The organism is Bradyrhizobium sp. 25ACV, assembly GCF_054863005.1.
In genome coordinates, this window is sequence record NZ_JAVAYO010000024.1 from 33,041 (window position 1) to 48,884 (window position 15,844).

The window sequence follows — 15,844 nt, forward strand, 5'->3', positions numbered from 1 at the left end:
GCGGGGACAACATTGAAACCGGACGGGCCGCTTCCCAGCGGTCAGCCGGTTTCTTGTTATTGGCCGTGAATCTTTCGATGCGGAGTTTTCGGATATGAGGCGGGTTGTCGTCACTGGTCTCGGCATGGTGTCGCCTCTCGGCTGCGGCGTCGAGCCGACCTGGAAGCGCATCCTCAACGGCGAGAGCGGTGCGCGCAAGATCGAGAGCTTCGATGTCTCCGATCTTCAGACCAAATACGCCTGCACGGTCGTGCGCGGCGACGGCAGCAACGACACCTTCAATCCCGATAAGTGGATGGAGCCGAAGGACCAGCGCAAGGTCGACGACTTCATCATCTTCGGCATGGCCGCCGCCGGCCAGGCGCTCGACGACGCCAACTGGCATCCCGAGACCGAAGAGGACAAATGCGCGACCGGCACCATGATCGGGTCGGGCATCGGCGGCCTCAACGGCATTGCCGAGACCGCGATCCTGCTCAAGGAGCGTGGACCGCGCCGGGTGTCGCCGTTCTTCATTCCGGGCCGCCTGATCAATCTGGCTTCCGGCTACGTCTCGATCGCGCACGGGTTGAAGGGGCCGAACCACTCCGTGGTCACGGCGTGCTCGACCGGCGCACATGCGGTCGGCGATGCTGCCCGCCTGATCGCGCTCGGCGATGCCGACGTGATGGTCGCCGGCGGCGCCGAATCGCCAATCAGCCGCATCGGCATTGCCGGCTTCAACGCCGCGCGCGCGCTGTCGACCGGTTTCAACGAGACACCTGAGAAGGCCTCGCGTCCCTACGACAAGGACCGCGACGGTTTTGTGATGGGCGAGGGCGCCGGAGTCCTGGTGCTGGAAGAGCTCGAGCACGCCCGGCGCCGTGGCGCCAGGATCTATGCCGAGGTGATCGGCTACGGTCTTTCGGGTGATGCCTATCACATTACCTCGCCGTCGCCCGATGGCGATGGCGGCTTCCGCAGCATGTCGGCCGCGCTCAAGCGCGCCGGCCTGACCGCCTCCGATCTCGATTACATCAACGCGCACGGCACCTCGACGCCGCTCGGCGACGAGATCGAGCTCGGCGCCGTCGAGCGTCTGCTCGGCAATGCCGCCTCCAAGGTTGCGATGTCCTCGACCAAGTCGTCGACGGGGCATCTGCTCGGCGCGGCCGGTGCGATCGAGGCGATCTTCGCCATTCTCGCGATTCGCGATAATGTCGTGCCGCCGACGATCAACCTCGACAATCCGTCGGTCGAGACTGCGATCGATCTCGTGCCGCATAAGGCGAAGAAGCGAGAGGTCAACGTCGCCTTGTCGAACTCGTTTGGTTTTGGCGGTACCAATGCGTCGGTGATCGTCCGGCGCCTGGCCAGTTAGTTTAAGTTTGAGACGAATCCACCGTTTTGCCGTATTCGGCGATAGTCATGGAAGTGGGCGCGTGCATTTGGCAGGGCAAGCGATTGTCGGGCCGCGATTGAACCGGCAGGATTCAGGTTGTTTCGATGAGTGAAAGGCCGCCCATTTCGCCCCGGAGTCCGCGGGCAGCGCTCGAGCCCGAGCAGGTCCCGCCGCCGCCGAAGCGATCGGACCGTGCGCGCAATCCTTTCGTGGTCGTCGGCAACGCCATCATCACCCTTCTGCTGATCGCCATGCTCGGCGCCGGCGGCGTCTATTATTACGGCCGGCAGGTGCTCGAGGCGCCCGGGCCGCTCAAGGACGACAAGATCGTCAACATCCCGCAGCGTGCGGGCAAGCGTGACATCGCCGAGACGCTGAACCGGGAAGGCGTGACCGACATCAACCCGTGGGTGTTCATCGCCAGCGTTGCCGCGTTGAAGGCGAGCTCGGACCTCAAGCCGGGTGAATATTCGTTCCAGAAGAACGCATCGCTCCGCGACGTCATCGCCACCATCGTCGAGGGCAAGGTGGTCCAGCATGCCGTCACGATTCCGGAGGGCCTGACCTCCGAGCAGATCGTGGCGCGCCTGTCCGACAACGACATCTTCACCGGCAGCGTGCGTGAGTTGCCGCGCGAGGGCACGCTGCTGCCCGAGACCTACAAATTCCCGCGCGGCACCCCGCGCGAGCAGGTGGTCCAGCGCATGCAGCAGGCGCACAAGCGCGTGCTCGCCGAGATCTGGGAGCGCCGCAATCAGGATATTCCCGTGAAGTCGCCGGAGCAGCTGGTGACGCTCGCCTCCATCGTCGAGAAAGAAACCGGCAAGCCGGACGAGCGCAGCCGTGTCGCCGCGGTGTTCACCAACCGGCTGAAGCAGCGGATCAAGCTGCAGTCGGATCCGACCATCATCTATGGCCTCGTCGGCGGCAAGGGCACGCTGGGCCGGCCGATCAAGCGCAGCGAGATCACGCAGCCCTCGCCCTACAACACCTATGTGATCGAAGGCCTGCCGCCGGGTCCGATCGCCAACCCCGGCCGCGCCTCGCTGGAGGCCGCCGCCAATCCGGCGCGCACCCGCGACCTCTTCTTCGTCGCCGACGGCACCGGCGGGCACGCCTTCACCGAGACTTACGACGCGCATCAGAAGAACGTCGCCAAGCTCCGCGCCATGGAAAAGCAGATCCAGAACGACACGGTGGAGCCGGCCGAGGATGCGGCGCCACCCGCCGCCGTCGCACCCGGAGCTGCCGATACGCCGACGGCGACCACGCCGGTCCGGCCTAACCAACAGAAAAAGCCGCCGGCGGCGCGGCCCGCCGCTCCAGCACCGGCGCGGCAGGGCGCGGTGCAGTCCTCGCCGCCGGTGGTCCAGCGTTAGGCGGGTTGCAGACCTGCTCGCCGGCTTTGCGGATTCCACTTTCCTGCAAAATAGTCTTAAGATTCGCGTGGCTTGATGCCTCGCGAATCCCGTGTTTCCGGAGAAATTGACCTGATGGCGCTGTCGTCCATGACCGGCTTTGCGAGATGCCACGGCGCAAGCGGGCCGTACACGTTCGAATGGGAATTGAAGTCGGTCAACGCCAAGGGCTTTGACCTCAGGGTGCGGCTGCCGCAAGGGTTCGATGAGCTCGAGGCCCACGCCAAGAAACGCGCCGGCGAGCTGCTGTCGCGCGGCACCGTCTACGCCAATCTCACCGTCAAGCGCGCCAACGCCGCGGCCACCGTTCGCGTCAACGAGGACGTGCTCAACGCCGTGCTCAAGGCCGCCGCCGTCATCGCCGGCAAGGTCGACGCGGTTGCGCCGAGCATCGACGGTCTGCTCGCCATCAAGGGCGTCGTCGAGGTTGCCGAGCCCGAGGGCGACGAGGAGGAGGACAAGGCCGCGCGTATCGCCGCCGCCGAGGCCTTCGACAAGGCGCTCGCCGATCTCGTCGAGATGCGCAAGCGCGAGGGCACTTCGCTCGGGCAGATCCTGACCCAACGGGTCGACGAGGTCGAGCAACTGGCGAAGAGGGCGGAAGCCGCGCCCGGCCGCAAGCCGGAGGCGATCAAGGCCAGGCTCGCCGAGCAGATCGCGAGCCTGCTCGACACCTCCGACCGTTTCGATTCCGACCGCCTGATGCAGGAGGCGATCCTGATCGCCACCCGGGCCGACATCCGCGAGGAGCTCGACCGCATCGCTTCCCACATCGCGCAGGCGCGCGAGCTGATCGGCAAGGGTGGCCCGATCGGCCGCAAGCTCGACTTCCTGGCGCAGGAGTTTCACCGCGAGGTCAACACCTGCTGCTCGAAGTCGAACGACATCGAGCTGACCAATACGGGCCTCGCCATGAAGAACGTGGTCGAGCAGTTCCGCGAGCAGGTCCAGAATCTGGAGTGATCGATGACGAGCGGCGGTCACGGAACTGATGGTGTCGAGCGGCGCGGATTGATGTTCGTGCTGTCCTCGCCCTCGGGCGCGGGCAAGACGACGCTGTCGCGTCTTTTGATCGACCGCATGTCCGGCCTGAAAATGTCGGTGTCCGCGACCACGCGGCCGATGCGGCCGGGCGAGGTCAACGGCAAGGACTATACGTTCGTCGACAAGGCCACGTTCGAGGCGATGGTGAAGGCCGACGAGCTGTTGGAATGGGCGACGGTGTTCGACAACAGCTACGGCACGCCGCGTGGCCCCGTCGAGGCGGCGCTGTCAGCCGGGCAGGACGTGTTGTTCGACATCGACTGGCAGGGCACGCAGCAATTGAAGCACAAGGCCCGTGAGGACGTCGTCAGCGTCTTCATCCTGCCGCCCTCGGCCGGCGATCTCGAAAAACGCCTGCATTCGCGCGCGCAGGATTCCGACGAGGTCATCCGCAAGCGCATGAGCCGGGCCAGCCACGAGATGAGCCACTGGGCCGAGTACGACTACATCGTGATCAACCACGACGTCGACGAGGCCTTTGCGGAGGTGCAGTCGATCCTGAAGGCCGAGCGCCTCAAGCGCGAGCGGCGGATTGGCCTCGTTGGTTTCGTACGAGCTCTGCAAGCTCAGCTTCAGGGCTAGGCTGCGGCAGCCGCGGCCCCTGCTTCGCCAGCCGTTCCAGCATCGCGGTGATCACGTCGACGTCGACGGCATCCCCGGCCTGCGCATCTACCTGCGCATCTTCGTGGTGATCGACGGCCTTTTCGTCGCCGATGTCCTTGACCGCGAGCCGGGGCGCCGATGCCTCTATCTCGAACTTTCCGTTGAAGATGTCGGCCTTGTCGAGCTCAGCGGCCTTGTTGCGAATGGACGCGGATTGCGCCGCGATCCTGCCGATCTCCTTGGTGAAGGCGGCGATTTGCGCGGTCTGCGGCGGCCGAACTTCATCGAAGTCGACGGGGCCCTGCTGTGCGCGCGACGTGACGGCCGGCTCCGCACCGAGCCAGGGCGCGCGGCTTACGTCATGGTCCTGCGGCGCCCAATCGTCCCAATGTCCGCGGCGGTCGGCGGCCTGGACGCGGAGGCGTCCGCCGGCGAAGCGGTAGATGACGCTGGCGAGGATGCCGGCGAGCGCCAGCGCGCCGCCGATCACGAGCAGCAGCATCTGCACCGAGCCGGCCGGCTTGTCGGCGGTGCCGTCTGCCCCGGCCGGGGTCATCGGCGCGGGAGGCTTTGCCGGCTTTGCGCCCGCGGGCGCGGTGGCCGCAACGGGGGCCGGCGGCGGTGTGGGCGCGGCGGAGGCCGGGGAGGCCTCGGGCCAGCGCGCGGTGACAGCCGGCTGTTGCGCGTTGGTCGCAGGCGCGCCGCTTGGCGGCTGCTGGGCGACCGGCGGCGCATTGGTTGCGGCGGGGGCGGGCGCGCTCATGTTCGGCGTGCCTGGTGCGGCACTCGTCTGCGGAGCGGTGTATTCGGCTCGCGCGTTCTGCATCGCTTGCGGCGCGGCCGAATCCGCCTCGGGCGCGTCGGTCGTCGCCTGCGCGGTCTGGGAGGATTTGCCGCCTGCGGCGCGCAGATACCAGCATTGCCGCTTGGTCGTGCGGTCGAGACGATAGTACCAGTGCTGCCCCTGCGGCGCGGCGCCCTTCGGCGAGGCGAGGCAGTCGGCGGCCGCGTTGGCTGTGCTCGATGGCGCCGGCGCGTTCTGCGACACGGCGGCCAGTGGCGCGCCGGCAATGATGCTGCCGACTAGCGCGGATACGAATTTTGCGGTGCGGTTGCCCATCCTGGTCTCCCGGTTACGCATGACGCAACTCTCAACCAGCCCTTTGTCATCAAAGACTTGGGTGGCAATGAGCCGCAAATCCGGAGAGGATGTGGCTTGAATTGGGCTTGCGGCGCGTTCGTTCCGCCGCGAGATCAGGCATTTCCTTGGGCGTTATTGCTTCGCCGAGCTCCAGGTTCCGCCGCAACCATCGGAGCGCCGCCAGGTTCCGGAACCGCTGCGGGCGCCGAGACGGCCGGAGCCGGTGAAGGTCACGCCGTCGCCTTGACCGACCGTGCTGACCGAGCCGCTCGGGCTGATGGTGCCGGTGACGGGGCGAAAAGTGCGTGTCTGCGACTGCCGGGAAGACGGGCTCGGTTCGGGCGGCTGCGCTTCTGCAAATGACCGGGCCTGGGAAGACGACCCAAGGGAACCCTGATATTTCAAGCCTTGCAGTCACCGATTGTTAGGGAGCCTAAGATAAACCGCAGGATGTGGGAAATGGACCCCGGCTAGGCGTCAATCGTGATCGAGCGACTGACGGGGGAGTGTGATGGCTGTCGTCGATCAATACGATTGCCCCGACAAGACAGGCAGGGCGTCGTCGGGACATTTGGGTGCCGATGCCTGGATTCAACCCTCAACTGCAGCCATGCTCGTTTGGCTGGGATTGCTTGCGATGGAGATCATCGCAGTCCTGGCGCTGTGCGACTTCAGGCTCCTCTTCACGCTGGACGATGCGTATATCCACCTTGCGGTCGCTGACCAGATCCTGTCCGGCGGATATGGGGTCAACGCCGGGGAATATTCATCGCCTAGCTCATCGATCATCTGGCCATATCTTCTGGCTCTGACCGAAGCGCTTCATCTCGGTGCATTTGGTCCGTTGTTGATCAACGCTGCGCCGCAGGTGCGACGATCTTCGCTGTCGTGCGCCTCTTGGAGGCCAGTGGCCTGTTCGATGGCGTGGGTGAGCGTCTGTTCGCTTGTGTGATCGCGCTGCTCCTCATCTTCAGCACCAGCGCTGTCGCGCTGCCCATGACCGGCATGGAGCACAGTGTCCACGTCTGGGCGTCAATCGTGACCTTTGCGGGTCTCGTGGCGGCGGCGCGCGGGTTCGCACCGACATCGCTCCATTTGCTCGCCCTGGTGCTGCTTCCGCTCATCCGCTTCGAAGGGATCGCATTCGCCGGTGCCGCAATCGCGGCGTTCACGCTGCTGGGCCAGCGCCGCTTTGCGGCCGGCGCAGTGCTTGTCATTGTCGTCACTCTATCGGGCTATGTCGTTCTCATGGCCTTGCGTGGCCTGCCGCTGCTGCCGAGCTCCGTCTTGTTGAAGGGCTATCTGACGACCATTGATCAGCCCGCGAGCGAGCTGCCTGCCATCGTCAGAAACATGCTGCGGAGCGTGATGACGTCGTATGGATTGCGGCTCATCGCACTCGGTCTCGCTGTAGCCTGGTGCGCCAGTCTACTACGCGCCGATCGCAACGTGCTGATCGTCCTTCTGACCGTTATTGTTGCCGTCGGAGCCCATCTGGTGTGCGGTCAATACGGTTGGTTCAATCGGTACGAGGTCTACATCATGGCTCTCGCGGCGGCCGCGTTGCTGTGGGGCATCGCACAACTCAAGCCCCAGCTTTCCGCGCTGCAATGGTCCCGTGTGAAGGTAGGCGTGGTCTTCGGGCTCGGGACCGCGGCGATTCCCTACATGACAGCGGCAGTGGTCTCGCCGCTGGGCGCAAACGATATCTACGAGCAGCAATACCAGATGGCTCGTTTCGCCCAATCGTTTTATAGAGATGCGGTTGGGGTCAACGATCTCGGCTTGGTTGCATATGGCAATACCAACTATACGCTCGATCTCTGGGGCCTTGGCTCGGAGCAGGTGCGCAAGGCGAGAATGGCGGGAGATTATGGGCCGGCGGAGATGGCGGCTCTTGCCCAAGATCACGAGGTCGGTCTCATCATGATTTACGAGAGATGGTTCGAGAAAGGCGTGCCATCGAGCTGGACGAAGGTCGCCGTGCTCCAAACAACAAGCGTGACCATGTCGCGGCAGAACGTCGATTTTTACCGCACGCCGCTGGCCGATGCGGCGGCGGTTGATGCCGCGCTGCGGGCCTTCAAGGCAACGCTCCCGTCGCGGGACAGGCTGGATATCATCACGCCGTAACCCGATCTCAGGAAGTGCGAGACATCGCTAGAGAGATCATCCGCAGGACGGAGTGGGGCCTGTCGCCGATCAACCCGTTCGCCTGGAAACTTCTCACCTCCGCCGTCGTTGAATCGTGCCTGAGGACAGGCCATGCCGATCAAGGACCAGATCAAGAATTTCGCCAAGAAGCTCGTGGAGGAGCATCCCGATGCGGCAACGCTGCGGGGGCTGGTGCGGGCCCGGAAGCCGGCAGCCATCCGTTTTCGCGACGATGGCATCGTGCCGAACAATCCGCGTTTTCCGGTGTTGCTCTATCGCGGCGCGGTGAATCTGAAGTCCAGGCGCTTTCCCCCTGAAGTCATCATCGACACGCTGTTCGATACAAACGGCTGGGGCCGGTCGTGGCGGGACACTGTGTATGACTTCGTCCATTATCATTCGCAGGTCCACGAAGTGATGGGCGTGGCGCGTGGCACGGCCAGGGTCGAGTGCGGCGGGATCAAGGGGCGCATCCTCCGCGTGAAAGCCGGCGACGTTCTGGTGCTGCCCGCCGGCACCGGACACCGGCTGATCGAGTCCAGCCCGGACTTCGGGGTCGTCGGAGCGTATCCGCAGGACGGGACATACGACGAGTGCACCGACATGCGAGAGCGTCCCGATGCCGTCAAGCGCATCGCCAAGGTCCGCAAGCCGAAGACGGATCCTGTCCTGGGCCGCAATGGTCCGCTACTCACATCATGGCGGACGGTGCGGCCGCGATCGTGACGCGAGGGGTAGCGCTCCGCTCACCCATCCACCGCGCTTCAGGTCAGATAGTCGGGCGTGAAATCGGCAAACCTGCGCAACTCTTCAGGCTGCAGCAGCTCGATCTCGCTGCCTTCCCATGCGATCAATCCGCGATGCCGCAGTTCCTGGATGGTGCGGTTGACGTGCACGATCGACAGGCCGCAGGCATCGGCGACGTGCCGCTGCGTCATCGGAATCTGGAAGCAGGCGTCCTTGACAAGGCCGACGATCTCCAGCCGCGCCGCCAGCTCGCAGATGAGATGCGCGACCTTCGGCAGGGCCGCCTGCGCGCCGAGGCGGGCGATCCATTGCCGCGAGATCGCCGCATCGATCAGCGTCTCGCGCCAGAACGCGCGGGTCAGATGGTTCGAGCCGTCGAGCAGCTGGCGGAGCTGGCTGTGCCCGACGTAGCCGACGACGGTCGGGCCGAGGCCGACGAGATCCGCATCCATCGGCGAGACCAGCAGCGTGTGCAGGCAGGGCATGTCGCCGGGAACGTGGAACGCGAGGATCTGGCTGCGATCGCCGACGATGCGGGCCTGGTAGAGGAAGCCGCTGACGACGAAGACGCAGCGCGAGGCGGCCTCGCCCTGGCGCAGCACGATCTCACCGTCCGCGATCTGGCGCAGCGTGGACGGTAGGCCCGCGATCTGCCGGTGTTCGTCCTCCGACAGGCCTTCGATGGCCTGGAGACGCGCGATGAACTTCGGATGCGGCATGAGCCTCGCGGCGTGCTTCAGCAGTCTCGCGGCACTTCGATGAAGCGCCGCGAGAGCTTTGCGATGGTCCCGTCGGAGACCTCAGTGCTGCGGAACTCGCGGATGGCGTGGGCGAGTTCCTGATCCGACATCGGATGCGCCGGCTCGCGTAGCGTGCCGTTCTTGAAGGCATCGCTGATGCAGTCGAGGTGTTCGCCGGTATCGGATGCGAACAGGCCGCGGATGCGCTCCAGGATTGTCGTAGGGCTCATGAGAAGGGCCGGGCTCGGTTGGTGATCGAGGTGATGGTGGGTGCGACCCGAACGATCGCAAACGGATTAGCAACCAGTGCGTCCGTCTCGCGTTCTAGTCCGCTGAACCAGGGCCAGAAGTATCATTTGATAGATTCGGCGCGATTTTTGGTGGTCTCATGGAAAAAGCCCACGACGTGCTGATCCGGAACCTGAGCGAGCACACTGCGCTCACCGGGGAGGATCTCGACGAGATCCGCGCGCTCACCTTCACGCAGCGCGATGTCGCGCCCAACGAGGATTTCATCCGCCAGGGTGACGAGCCCGAACATTCGGCACTGGTCGTCTCCGGCATGGTGGCGCGTTACCATCTGCTCGGCAGCGGGGGGCGGCAATATCTCGCGTTCCATATCTCCGGTGACCTGCCGGACTCCCAGGGCCTGTTCATCGACCAGATGGACCATGGGCTCTCCGCGCTCGGGCAGGCGTCGGTCGCCTTCATCCCGCATCGCGAATTGTTCATAGCCTTCCGGCGCCGGCCCACTTTCGCGCTCTCGGTCTGGCGCGAGACGCTGCTCGATGCCTCGATCTTTCGCGAGGCCATCACCAACAACAGCGCCCGGCCGATGCAGGCGCGCATGGCGCACCTGTTCTGCGAGCTGTTCTACCGCGCCCGGGCCGCGCAGCTCGTCCGCGGCAATCGCTTCCGCCTGCCGATCAGCCTGGTGCAGCTCGGCGAGACGCTGGGCATGGCGATCGCGACGGTGAACCGGACGCTCGCTGACCTCAGGCGGGGCGGCGCCATGGATCTGCGCGACGGGGAGCTCATCGTCCTGAAATGGCGTGAGCTGCAGCGGCTCGGCGATTTCAGCCCGGCCTATCTGCATCTGAAGCGCCAGTCGCCACCGGAGGCGTGAGGCCGCAAAGATGCTAACGATGATCCGGAAAAGTGCGCAGCGGTTCTCCGAAAAGATCATGCTTGAACAACAACCTAAAGCGCGATGACGATGCATCCTGATCGCATCGCGCTTTAGCCATCGGCAGGTGACGCTCCGCCCAGCACCTCGTCGAAATGCTTCCTCACCCAATCGTTGCAGCAGCAGGCTCTGGCTTCGAGTGCTGCCCCGTCGAGGATCAGGATGGCGCCGCGGCGGGTCGCGAGGATGCGCCTTGCCTTGAACATCTGGATAACGCGGCTGGCATAGCTGCGGGAGACGCCGAGCATGCCGGCGAGTTGCTCGTGGGTGAGGGGGATCTCGGCGCCGCCGATACTCTCTTTCGCGGAGATGATCCATTTGGCGGCGCGCTGCTCGATCGAATGCGCGGCGTTGCAGGCCGCCGTTTGCAGCAGCTGCGCGAATTGGCAGTCGGCATAGCGCGAGAACACTTCCTGGAGCGTCGCTGATCTCTGCTGTGCCTGCTCGAGCGCGCGCAGCTGCAGCCGGACGAGGCTGCCGCCCAGCTTCACGACAATGCGCGAATAAGCGAGCGAAGGGCTGCGGCCTGCGGCAATGCCGACCGCACCCTCACGGCCCACCAGCAGGCTTTCGACCTCGCGATCGTCCTCGACCGGCACGGCGAACGATACCAGTGCGGGACCGCAGGGAAAGTGCACCGCCGTCACGTCGTCACCGGCGTGATGCAGGACGTGGCTCGCCGCGAGTTCGACCGGCTGGAGGTGAGGCGCGAGCAGTTCGAAATCCTGGTGGGTGAGCTGCCGGAGCAGATCGTTCGGGGGCCGACCGGTCACAGTTTCTTCTCTGGGCTGGCCGGGAATCGGCGCCAGCCAGAACCCTACGTTTCCGCGGCGGAACCGACGGTTCCAAAGTGCACACAAGCGGCCGTTGCATAGTTGAGATGCTGGCGCGCCGGCTTTAGGGATTTCCGGAAGTCGGGAGGAGCGAGGCCGCATGCGGGCTCCGCCCGACAGCGTTGATCTGGCGAGGTCTGTTCAGGAGTGAACATAGCGGGCTTGCGGATTGGCGTAGCATGTGGCGCGGAGCGCCGTACTCCGTGCGCTTTGCCCGAAGACCGCCGGCCTCAATCCGCTAAAACGCCGCTGGGCCGGCGGCCCGAGGGGCGGCGATGATCATCACCCGACGCGTGCTTCGCGATTCCACGAGGACCGGCGCAGTGCCGCGTGCGCGCGATAGGCGTCGATCGCCCTGTTGGCGAGCATTAGCTGCCGGCGTTCGCCGGTTTTGAGCTGACCTTCGATGGCGTCGAGAAGGACGTTGGCGCTCTCGTCCGGCGGGCCGAGCTCGCCGCTCTGCTCCAGGCAGCTCCAGGCGATGAAGAATGCGCTTTCGACGGTGCAACGAATGGACATGCGCTGCCAACGCGGCGAGGCCGAAGGCGTTCCGTCACGCGGGCCCAACTTGCGTCGGGCCCGCTGCGCGCGGCTCAGTTCTTCAGCACGATGCGGCCGACGACCTTGCCGGCACGAAGCTCGTCGATCCATTTCTGGACATCTCCCATCGGCTCCTCGCGCATCGGCGTCGGCTTGATCTTGCCGGCGCGCGCCAGCGCCATCAGCTCCTGGGCCTCGTTGAGCGTTCCGACCATGAAACCCTCGATGGTCATGCGCTTGTAGACCCATTGCACCATCGGCAGCGTGAACTGGCCGCCCATCAGGCCGGAGACCACGATCTTGCCGCCGCGCGCGGCGACCGCGACCGCAAAGGCCATCGACTTCTCGTTGCCGGCGAAATCGACGATCTCGTCGAAACCGCCTTCGGTCTCCTTCAGGATGCGCTTGATGATGTCGGGCTCGGACGGATCGTAAGCGACCGCGGCGCCGTTGTTCAGCGCGGTGTCGCGCGCGGCCGGCGAGAGGTCGGCGACCGTGATCGGCTGTTTGAACATCGCCTGTGCGAACGACAGGCCCATCATGCCGACGCCGCCGAGACCGATCAGCAGCAGGTTGCGCTGGCGCGGACGGTCGACCAGGCGCTTGAGCGCGCCATAGGCGGTGACACCGGAGCACATCAAGGTCGCGGCCTGGTTGACGGGCAGGGGATCGTAGTCGAGCAGATATTTCGCGTCGGGCACCAGCACGTGGGTGGCGAAGCCGCCGTCGATGGAAACGCCGAGGAAGCGCTGCTTCACGCAAAGATTCTCGTCGCCATTGGCGCAGTCGCGGCACTGGCCGCAGCCGATCCAGGGGAAGACGGCCTTCTTCGCGCCGACGAGGCCGGCGGCGACGTCAGGGCCGACTTCGTCGACGACGCCGGCGATCTCGTGGCCGAGCGTGAAGGGCAGCGTCATGCCGCGCGTGGTGTCGAGCTTCTTGCCGCCGCCGAGATCGGCATAGCCGTCCTGGATGTGCAGGTCGGAATGGCAGAGGCCGCAGCGCTCGATGCGCAACAGCACTTCGGCGCCTTTCGGCTTCGGCGTGTCGACGATGGTCTCGCACAGCGGCGCATCGAACTTGACCAGGGACTGCCGACGCATCAACGCCATATTTCTTCCTCCGAAATTATCTCATTGTTTGAGCATGATCTTGTTCGGAAAACCGCTTCGCACTTTTCCGGATCATGCTTCTTCGGTTCGTATATTGGCCAATTCACAGGCCATGGCAACAAAGCCCGAGATCGGAATGGTCTCCGCGCGCCGCGTCGCATCGACGCCGGCGGCAGCGGCGAGCCGCGCCGGATCGACGCCGAGCGACTTCAGGCTCTGGCGCAGCATCTTGCGGCGCTGGCCGAAGGCGGCGGCTGCGACCTGCTCGAGCATCCTGCGATCGCAGGCAAGCGGTTCTGCGCGCGGCACCAGACGCACGACGGAGGAGGTGACCTTCGGCGGCGGCACGAAGGCGGACGGCGAAATGTCGAACAGGATCTTGGTCTCGCAGCGCCAATTGGCGAGCACGCCGAGCCGGCCATAAGCCTCTTCGTCCTCGCGCGCGACGATGCGCTCGCCGACCTCGCGCTGGAACATCAACACCATCATGTCGTACCAGGGCGGCCAGGGCTCGGTGGTGAGCCAGCCGATCAGGAGCTGGGTCGCGATGTTGTAGGGCAGGTTGGCGACGATCTTCGCACGTTCGCCATTGAGCAGCGGACGGGGATCGAAGGTCATGGCATCGCCATGTACGATCTCGAGCCTGTCGGGGTAGCGCGCGGAAATATCCTGCAAGGCCGGGATCGCCCGCTCGTCGTGCTCGATGGCGATGACGCGCTTCGCGCCGAGTGCGAGCAGCGCGCGTGTTAGCCCGCCCGGGCCCGGGCCGATCTCGACGACCGTGGAGTCTTCAAGCGGCACTGCCGCGCGCGCGATGCGGGCGGTGAGATTGAGGTCGAGCAGAAAATTCTGGCCGAGCGATTTACGCGCCGACAGCGCGTGCTGGCGAATGACCTCGCGGAGCGGCGGGAGGTCGTCGATCGCGCTCATCAGCTTTGCGAAGCCGCCATGCGGCTGGCCAGCTGGAGCGCCGCGATCAGGCTGGCCGGATTGGCCTTGCCGGTGCCGGCGATGTCGAAGGCGGTGCCGTGATCGGGCGAGGTGCGGATGAAGGGCAGGCCGAGCGTGACGTTGACGGCGTCGTCGAAGGCGATGGTCTTGATCGGGATCAGCGCCTGGTCGTGATACATGCAGATTGCGCACTCATAGGTGCTGCGCGCGGCCTCGTGGAACATGGTGTCGGCGGGCAGCGGGCCCCTGGCCTCGATGCCGTCACCACGCAGCGTCTTGAGTGCGGGGGCGATGATCGTCTGCTCCTCGTGACCGAGCGAGCCGTCCTCGCCGGCATGCGGATTGAGGCCGGAGACCGCGATGCGCGGCTGCGCGATGCCAAAGCGGGATTTCAGCTCGGCTGCGACGATGCGAACGGTCGAGACGATCAGCTCGCTGGTGAGCTCTGCCAGCGCATCGCGGATCGAGACGTGGATGGTCACGGGCACCACAGCAAGCCGCGGCGACCACAGCATCATCACCGGCTGCGGCACGCGGCCGCCTTCCGCGGCGAGCTCGGCGAGGAATTCGGTGTGGCCGGGATGACGGAAGCCTGAGCGGTAGAGCACGCTCTTGGCGATCGGATTGGTGACGACCGCGCCGGCGCGGCCCTCGCGGACATCAGTGACCGCCTGCCGGATCGAGGCGAGCGCGGCCGGCGCGCTCGATGCGTCGGGCTTGCCGGGCTCGGCCGTCGCGCGCTCGCCGGTGGCGACCACGGGGAGGGTATCGGTGAAGGCGGAAGCGGCCTCGCCCGGGCTCACCGCCGCGGTCCTGACATCGGCGCCCAGCGCGGCGGCGAGCGCCTTGGCGCGCCGGGCGATCAGCGCCTCGTCGCCGAGCAGATAGAAGGCGGGCAGGTTCAGTTCGCGGCGCCGGAGCCAGGCTGCGATCGTGATGTCGGGGCCGATGCCGGCGGGCTCTCCCAGGGTCAGGGCAAGGGGAAGGGTATGCGGTTTGGCTGCGCGATTGGCCATCAGCGGTTGCGATATTCGATCATCGCCGCCTTGCGGAGCTCGTCGAGATAGGCCTTCTGGGTCTTCTCGTACTTCTCCTGATACATCTTCTCGCGGACCTCGCGCTTCTTCGGCGTGTCGATCATGGTCGGCTTGCGCGAGCACAGCACCACCATCTCGATGCCGTTCTTGGTCATCTCGGGCGCGGTCAGGTGGCCGATCGGGGTGTCGTCGAGCACCTTGCGCAGCGCCTCGGGCAGCTCCGCGGTGGTCTTGGTGACGCTGTCGCGGATGGTGGCGTTCGGCGTCGAGCGGAACAGCGAGTTGGCTTCCTCGCAGCTTCCGACGCGCGCGCGATAGCTCTCGGCTTCCTTCTTCCGTGTTTCCAGGAACGCCGCGGACGAGCCGCGCGGCACGATCAGCACGATCGGCTGCATCTTGTATTCGGTGCCCTCGATCTGGAGCTTGTCGCCGACAGCCTGCGCGACGTCGCGCTCGCCGACGAGCAGCTTCTCCTTGAAGCGGCCGCGCACGAGGCTGGTCCAGACCATCTCGGCCTTCATACGGCCCTTCAGCGTCTCGGGGCGGACGCCTTTGGATTCGAGCGACTTGGTGAGCTGGTCCGGCGTGATGCGCATGCGCTGCGCCATGCCTTCGTAGGACTGGTTGATGTCGGAGACGCCAGGATCGACCCCGAACTTCTTGCCCTCCTTCATCTTCACCTTGTCGTCGATCAGCTCGTTGATGACCTCCTGCCGGCTCGGGGTCTTCTGCGTCGTCAGCTGGTCAAGCTTGGAGCGCTGCTCGATGTCGAAATCGGTGATCGGGTCGCCGTTGACCATGACGACGATGTTCTGCGCGCGCGACGGCGAGGGCAGTCCGGTCAGGACCAGTCCGGCAGCGATGGCGAGGAGAAGGCGAAAGACGGGCAATGGGGTCGTCATGATTGTCGCTCGCATGTCAGCCGCGTCGAGCCTGTGATGGGGGCAAGCGCGGCCG

General features: G+C 65.5%; 17 protein-coding genes. 8 read left to right on the forward strand and 9 right to left on the reverse strand.

All coding sequences use genetic code 11. From position 1 onward, the window contains the following. Positions 1 to 94 precede the first annotated feature (94 nt). From fabF to gmk, 4 genes are all read left to right on the forward strand, one after another. Positions 95 to 1,360, forward strand: coding sequence for a beta-ketoacyl-ACP synthase II (fabF, locus tag RAD04_RS35970; RefSeq protein WP_461627564.1), 1,266 nt, complete (start codon positions 95 to 97; stop codon positions 1,358 to 1,360). Between the two features lie 125 nt (positions 1,361 to 1,485). Continuing rightward, positions 1,486 to 2,760, forward strand: a complete 1,275-nt coding sequence (gene mltG, locus RAD04_RS35975) for an endolytic transglycosylase MltG (protein WP_461627565.1) — start codon at positions 1,486 to 1,488, stop codon at positions 2,758 to 2,760. Positions 2,761 to 2,874: 114 nt separating this feature from the next. After that, positions 2,875 to 3,762 (forward strand): YicC/YloC family endoribonuclease, encoded by an 888-nt coding sequence (locus RAD04_RS35980; protein WP_461621115.1) that lies wholly within the window; start codon positions 2,875 to 2,877, stop codon positions 3,760 to 3,762. Between the two features lie 3 nt (positions 3,763 to 3,765). Further along, entirely contained in the window at positions 3,766 to 4,425 is a 660-nt protein-coding gene (gene gmk, locus RAD04_RS35985) for a guanylate kinase (protein WP_091954920.1), read from the forward strand. On the opposite strand, the gene RAD04_RS35990 is transcribed toward gmk, so the two are convergent. Then, positions 4,358 to 5,566 (reverse strand): hypothetical protein, encoded by a 1,209-nt coding sequence (locus tag RAD04_RS35990; RefSeq protein ID WP_461627566.1) that lies wholly within the window; start codon positions 5,564 to 5,566, stop codon positions 4,358 to 4,360. The two genes, gmk and RAD04_RS35990, sit on opposite strands and share 68 nt — an antisense overlap. A 532-nt stretch (positions 5,567 to 6,098) precedes the next feature. Between RAD04_RS35990 and RAD04_RS35995 the strand changes: the two genes are divergently transcribed. From RAD04_RS35995 to RAD04_RS36005, 3 genes are all read left to right on the forward strand, one after another. Continuing rightward, entirely contained in the window at positions 6,099 to 6,539 is a 441-nt protein-coding gene (locus RAD04_RS35995; protein ID WP_461627567.1) for a hypothetical protein, read from the forward strand. Continuing rightward, positions 6,485 to 7,720, forward strand: a complete 1,236-nt coding sequence (locus tag RAD04_RS36000) for a hypothetical protein (protein ID WP_461627568.1) — start codon at positions 6,485 to 6,487, stop codon at positions 7,718 to 7,720. The genes RAD04_RS35995 and RAD04_RS36000 overlap by 55 nt, the downstream gene beginning before the upstream one ends. Before the next feature lie 132 nt (positions 7,721 to 7,852). After that, on the forward strand, positions 7,853 to 8,467 hold the full coding sequence (locus RAD04_RS36005) for a cupin (protein ID WP_461627569.1): 615 nt from the start codon (positions 7,853 to 7,855) through the stop codon (positions 8,465 to 8,467). 38 nt (positions 8,468 to 8,505) lie between these two features. Here the strand turns inward: RAD04_RS36005 and RAD04_RS36010 are convergent, their stop codons facing one another. Together RAD04_RS36010 and RAD04_RS36015 are read right to left on the reverse strand one after the other, a co-directional pair. Beyond that, the gene (locus RAD04_RS36010) at positions 8,506 to 9,207 is read right to left on the reverse strand and encodes a Crp/Fnr family transcriptional regulator (RefSeq protein WP_461627570.1); all 702 of its coding nucleotides are present in this window, start codon (positions 9,205 to 9,207) and stop codon (positions 8,506 to 8,508) included. Between the two features lie 17 nt (positions 9,208 to 9,224). Next, entirely contained in the window at positions 9,225 to 9,458 is a 234-nt protein-coding gene (locus tag RAD04_RS36015; RefSeq protein WP_461627571.1) for a hypothetical protein, read from the reverse strand. Between the two features lie 158 nt (positions 9,459 to 9,616). Here RAD04_RS36015 and RAD04_RS36020 point away from each other — a divergent pair, with 158 nt between their 5' ends. Beyond that, positions 9,617 to 10,354, forward strand: coding sequence for a Crp/Fnr family transcriptional regulator (locus tag RAD04_RS36020; RefSeq protein WP_461627572.1), 738 nt, complete (start codon positions 9,617 to 9,619; stop codon positions 10,352 to 10,354). A 113-nt stretch (positions 10,355 to 10,467) separates the two neighbouring features. Here RAD04_RS36020 and RAD04_RS36025 read toward each other — a convergent pair whose 3' ends face one another. The 6 genes from RAD04_RS36025 to RAD04_RS36050 all read right to left on the reverse strand — a co-directional run bounded on the left by RAD04_RS36025 (position 10,468) and on the right by RAD04_RS36050 (position 15,789). Beyond that, positions 10,468 to 11,187: a Crp/Fnr family transcriptional regulator gene (locus tag RAD04_RS36025; RefSeq protein ID WP_461627573.1), complete on the reverse strand. Its 720-nt coding sequence runs from the start codon at positions 11,185 to 11,187 to the stop codon at positions 10,468 to 10,470. A gap of 342 nt (positions 11,188 to 11,529) precedes the next feature. Continuing rightward, positions 11,530 to 11,766, reverse strand: a complete 237-nt coding sequence (locus RAD04_RS36030) for a hypothetical protein (RefSeq protein WP_461627574.1) — start codon at positions 11,764 to 11,766, stop codon at positions 11,530 to 11,532. 74 nt (positions 11,767 to 11,840) lie between these two features. Next, positions 11,841 to 12,899, reverse strand: coding sequence for an alcohol dehydrogenase (locus tag RAD04_RS36035; RefSeq protein ID WP_461627575.1), 1,059 nt, complete (start codon positions 12,897 to 12,899; stop codon positions 11,841 to 11,843). Positions 12,900 to 12,971: 72 nt separating this feature from the next. Further along, the gene (rsmA, locus tag RAD04_RS36040; protein ID WP_461627576.1) at positions 12,972 to 13,829 is read right to left on the reverse strand and encodes a 16S rRNA (adenine(1518)-N(6)/adenine(1519)-N(6))-dimethyltransferase RsmA; all 858 of its coding nucleotides are present in this window, start codon (positions 13,827 to 13,829) and stop codon (positions 12,972 to 12,974) included. Beyond that, the gene (gene pdxA, locus RAD04_RS36045; RefSeq protein ID WP_461627577.1) at positions 13,829 to 14,866 is read right to left on the reverse strand and encodes a 4-hydroxythreonine-4-phosphate dehydrogenase PdxA; all 1,038 of its coding nucleotides are present in this window, start codon (positions 14,864 to 14,866) and stop codon (positions 13,829 to 13,831) included. Before pdxA ends, rsmA begins: the two co-directional genes overlap by 1 nt. Then, the gene (locus RAD04_RS36050; protein WP_461627578.1) at positions 14,866 to 15,789 is read right to left on the reverse strand and encodes a peptidylprolyl isomerase; all 924 of its coding nucleotides are present in this window, start codon (positions 15,787 to 15,789) and stop codon (positions 14,866 to 14,868) included. The genes pdxA and RAD04_RS36050 overlap by 1 nt, the downstream gene beginning before the upstream one ends. Between the last annotated feature and the right edge of the window lie 55 nt (positions 15,790 to 15,844).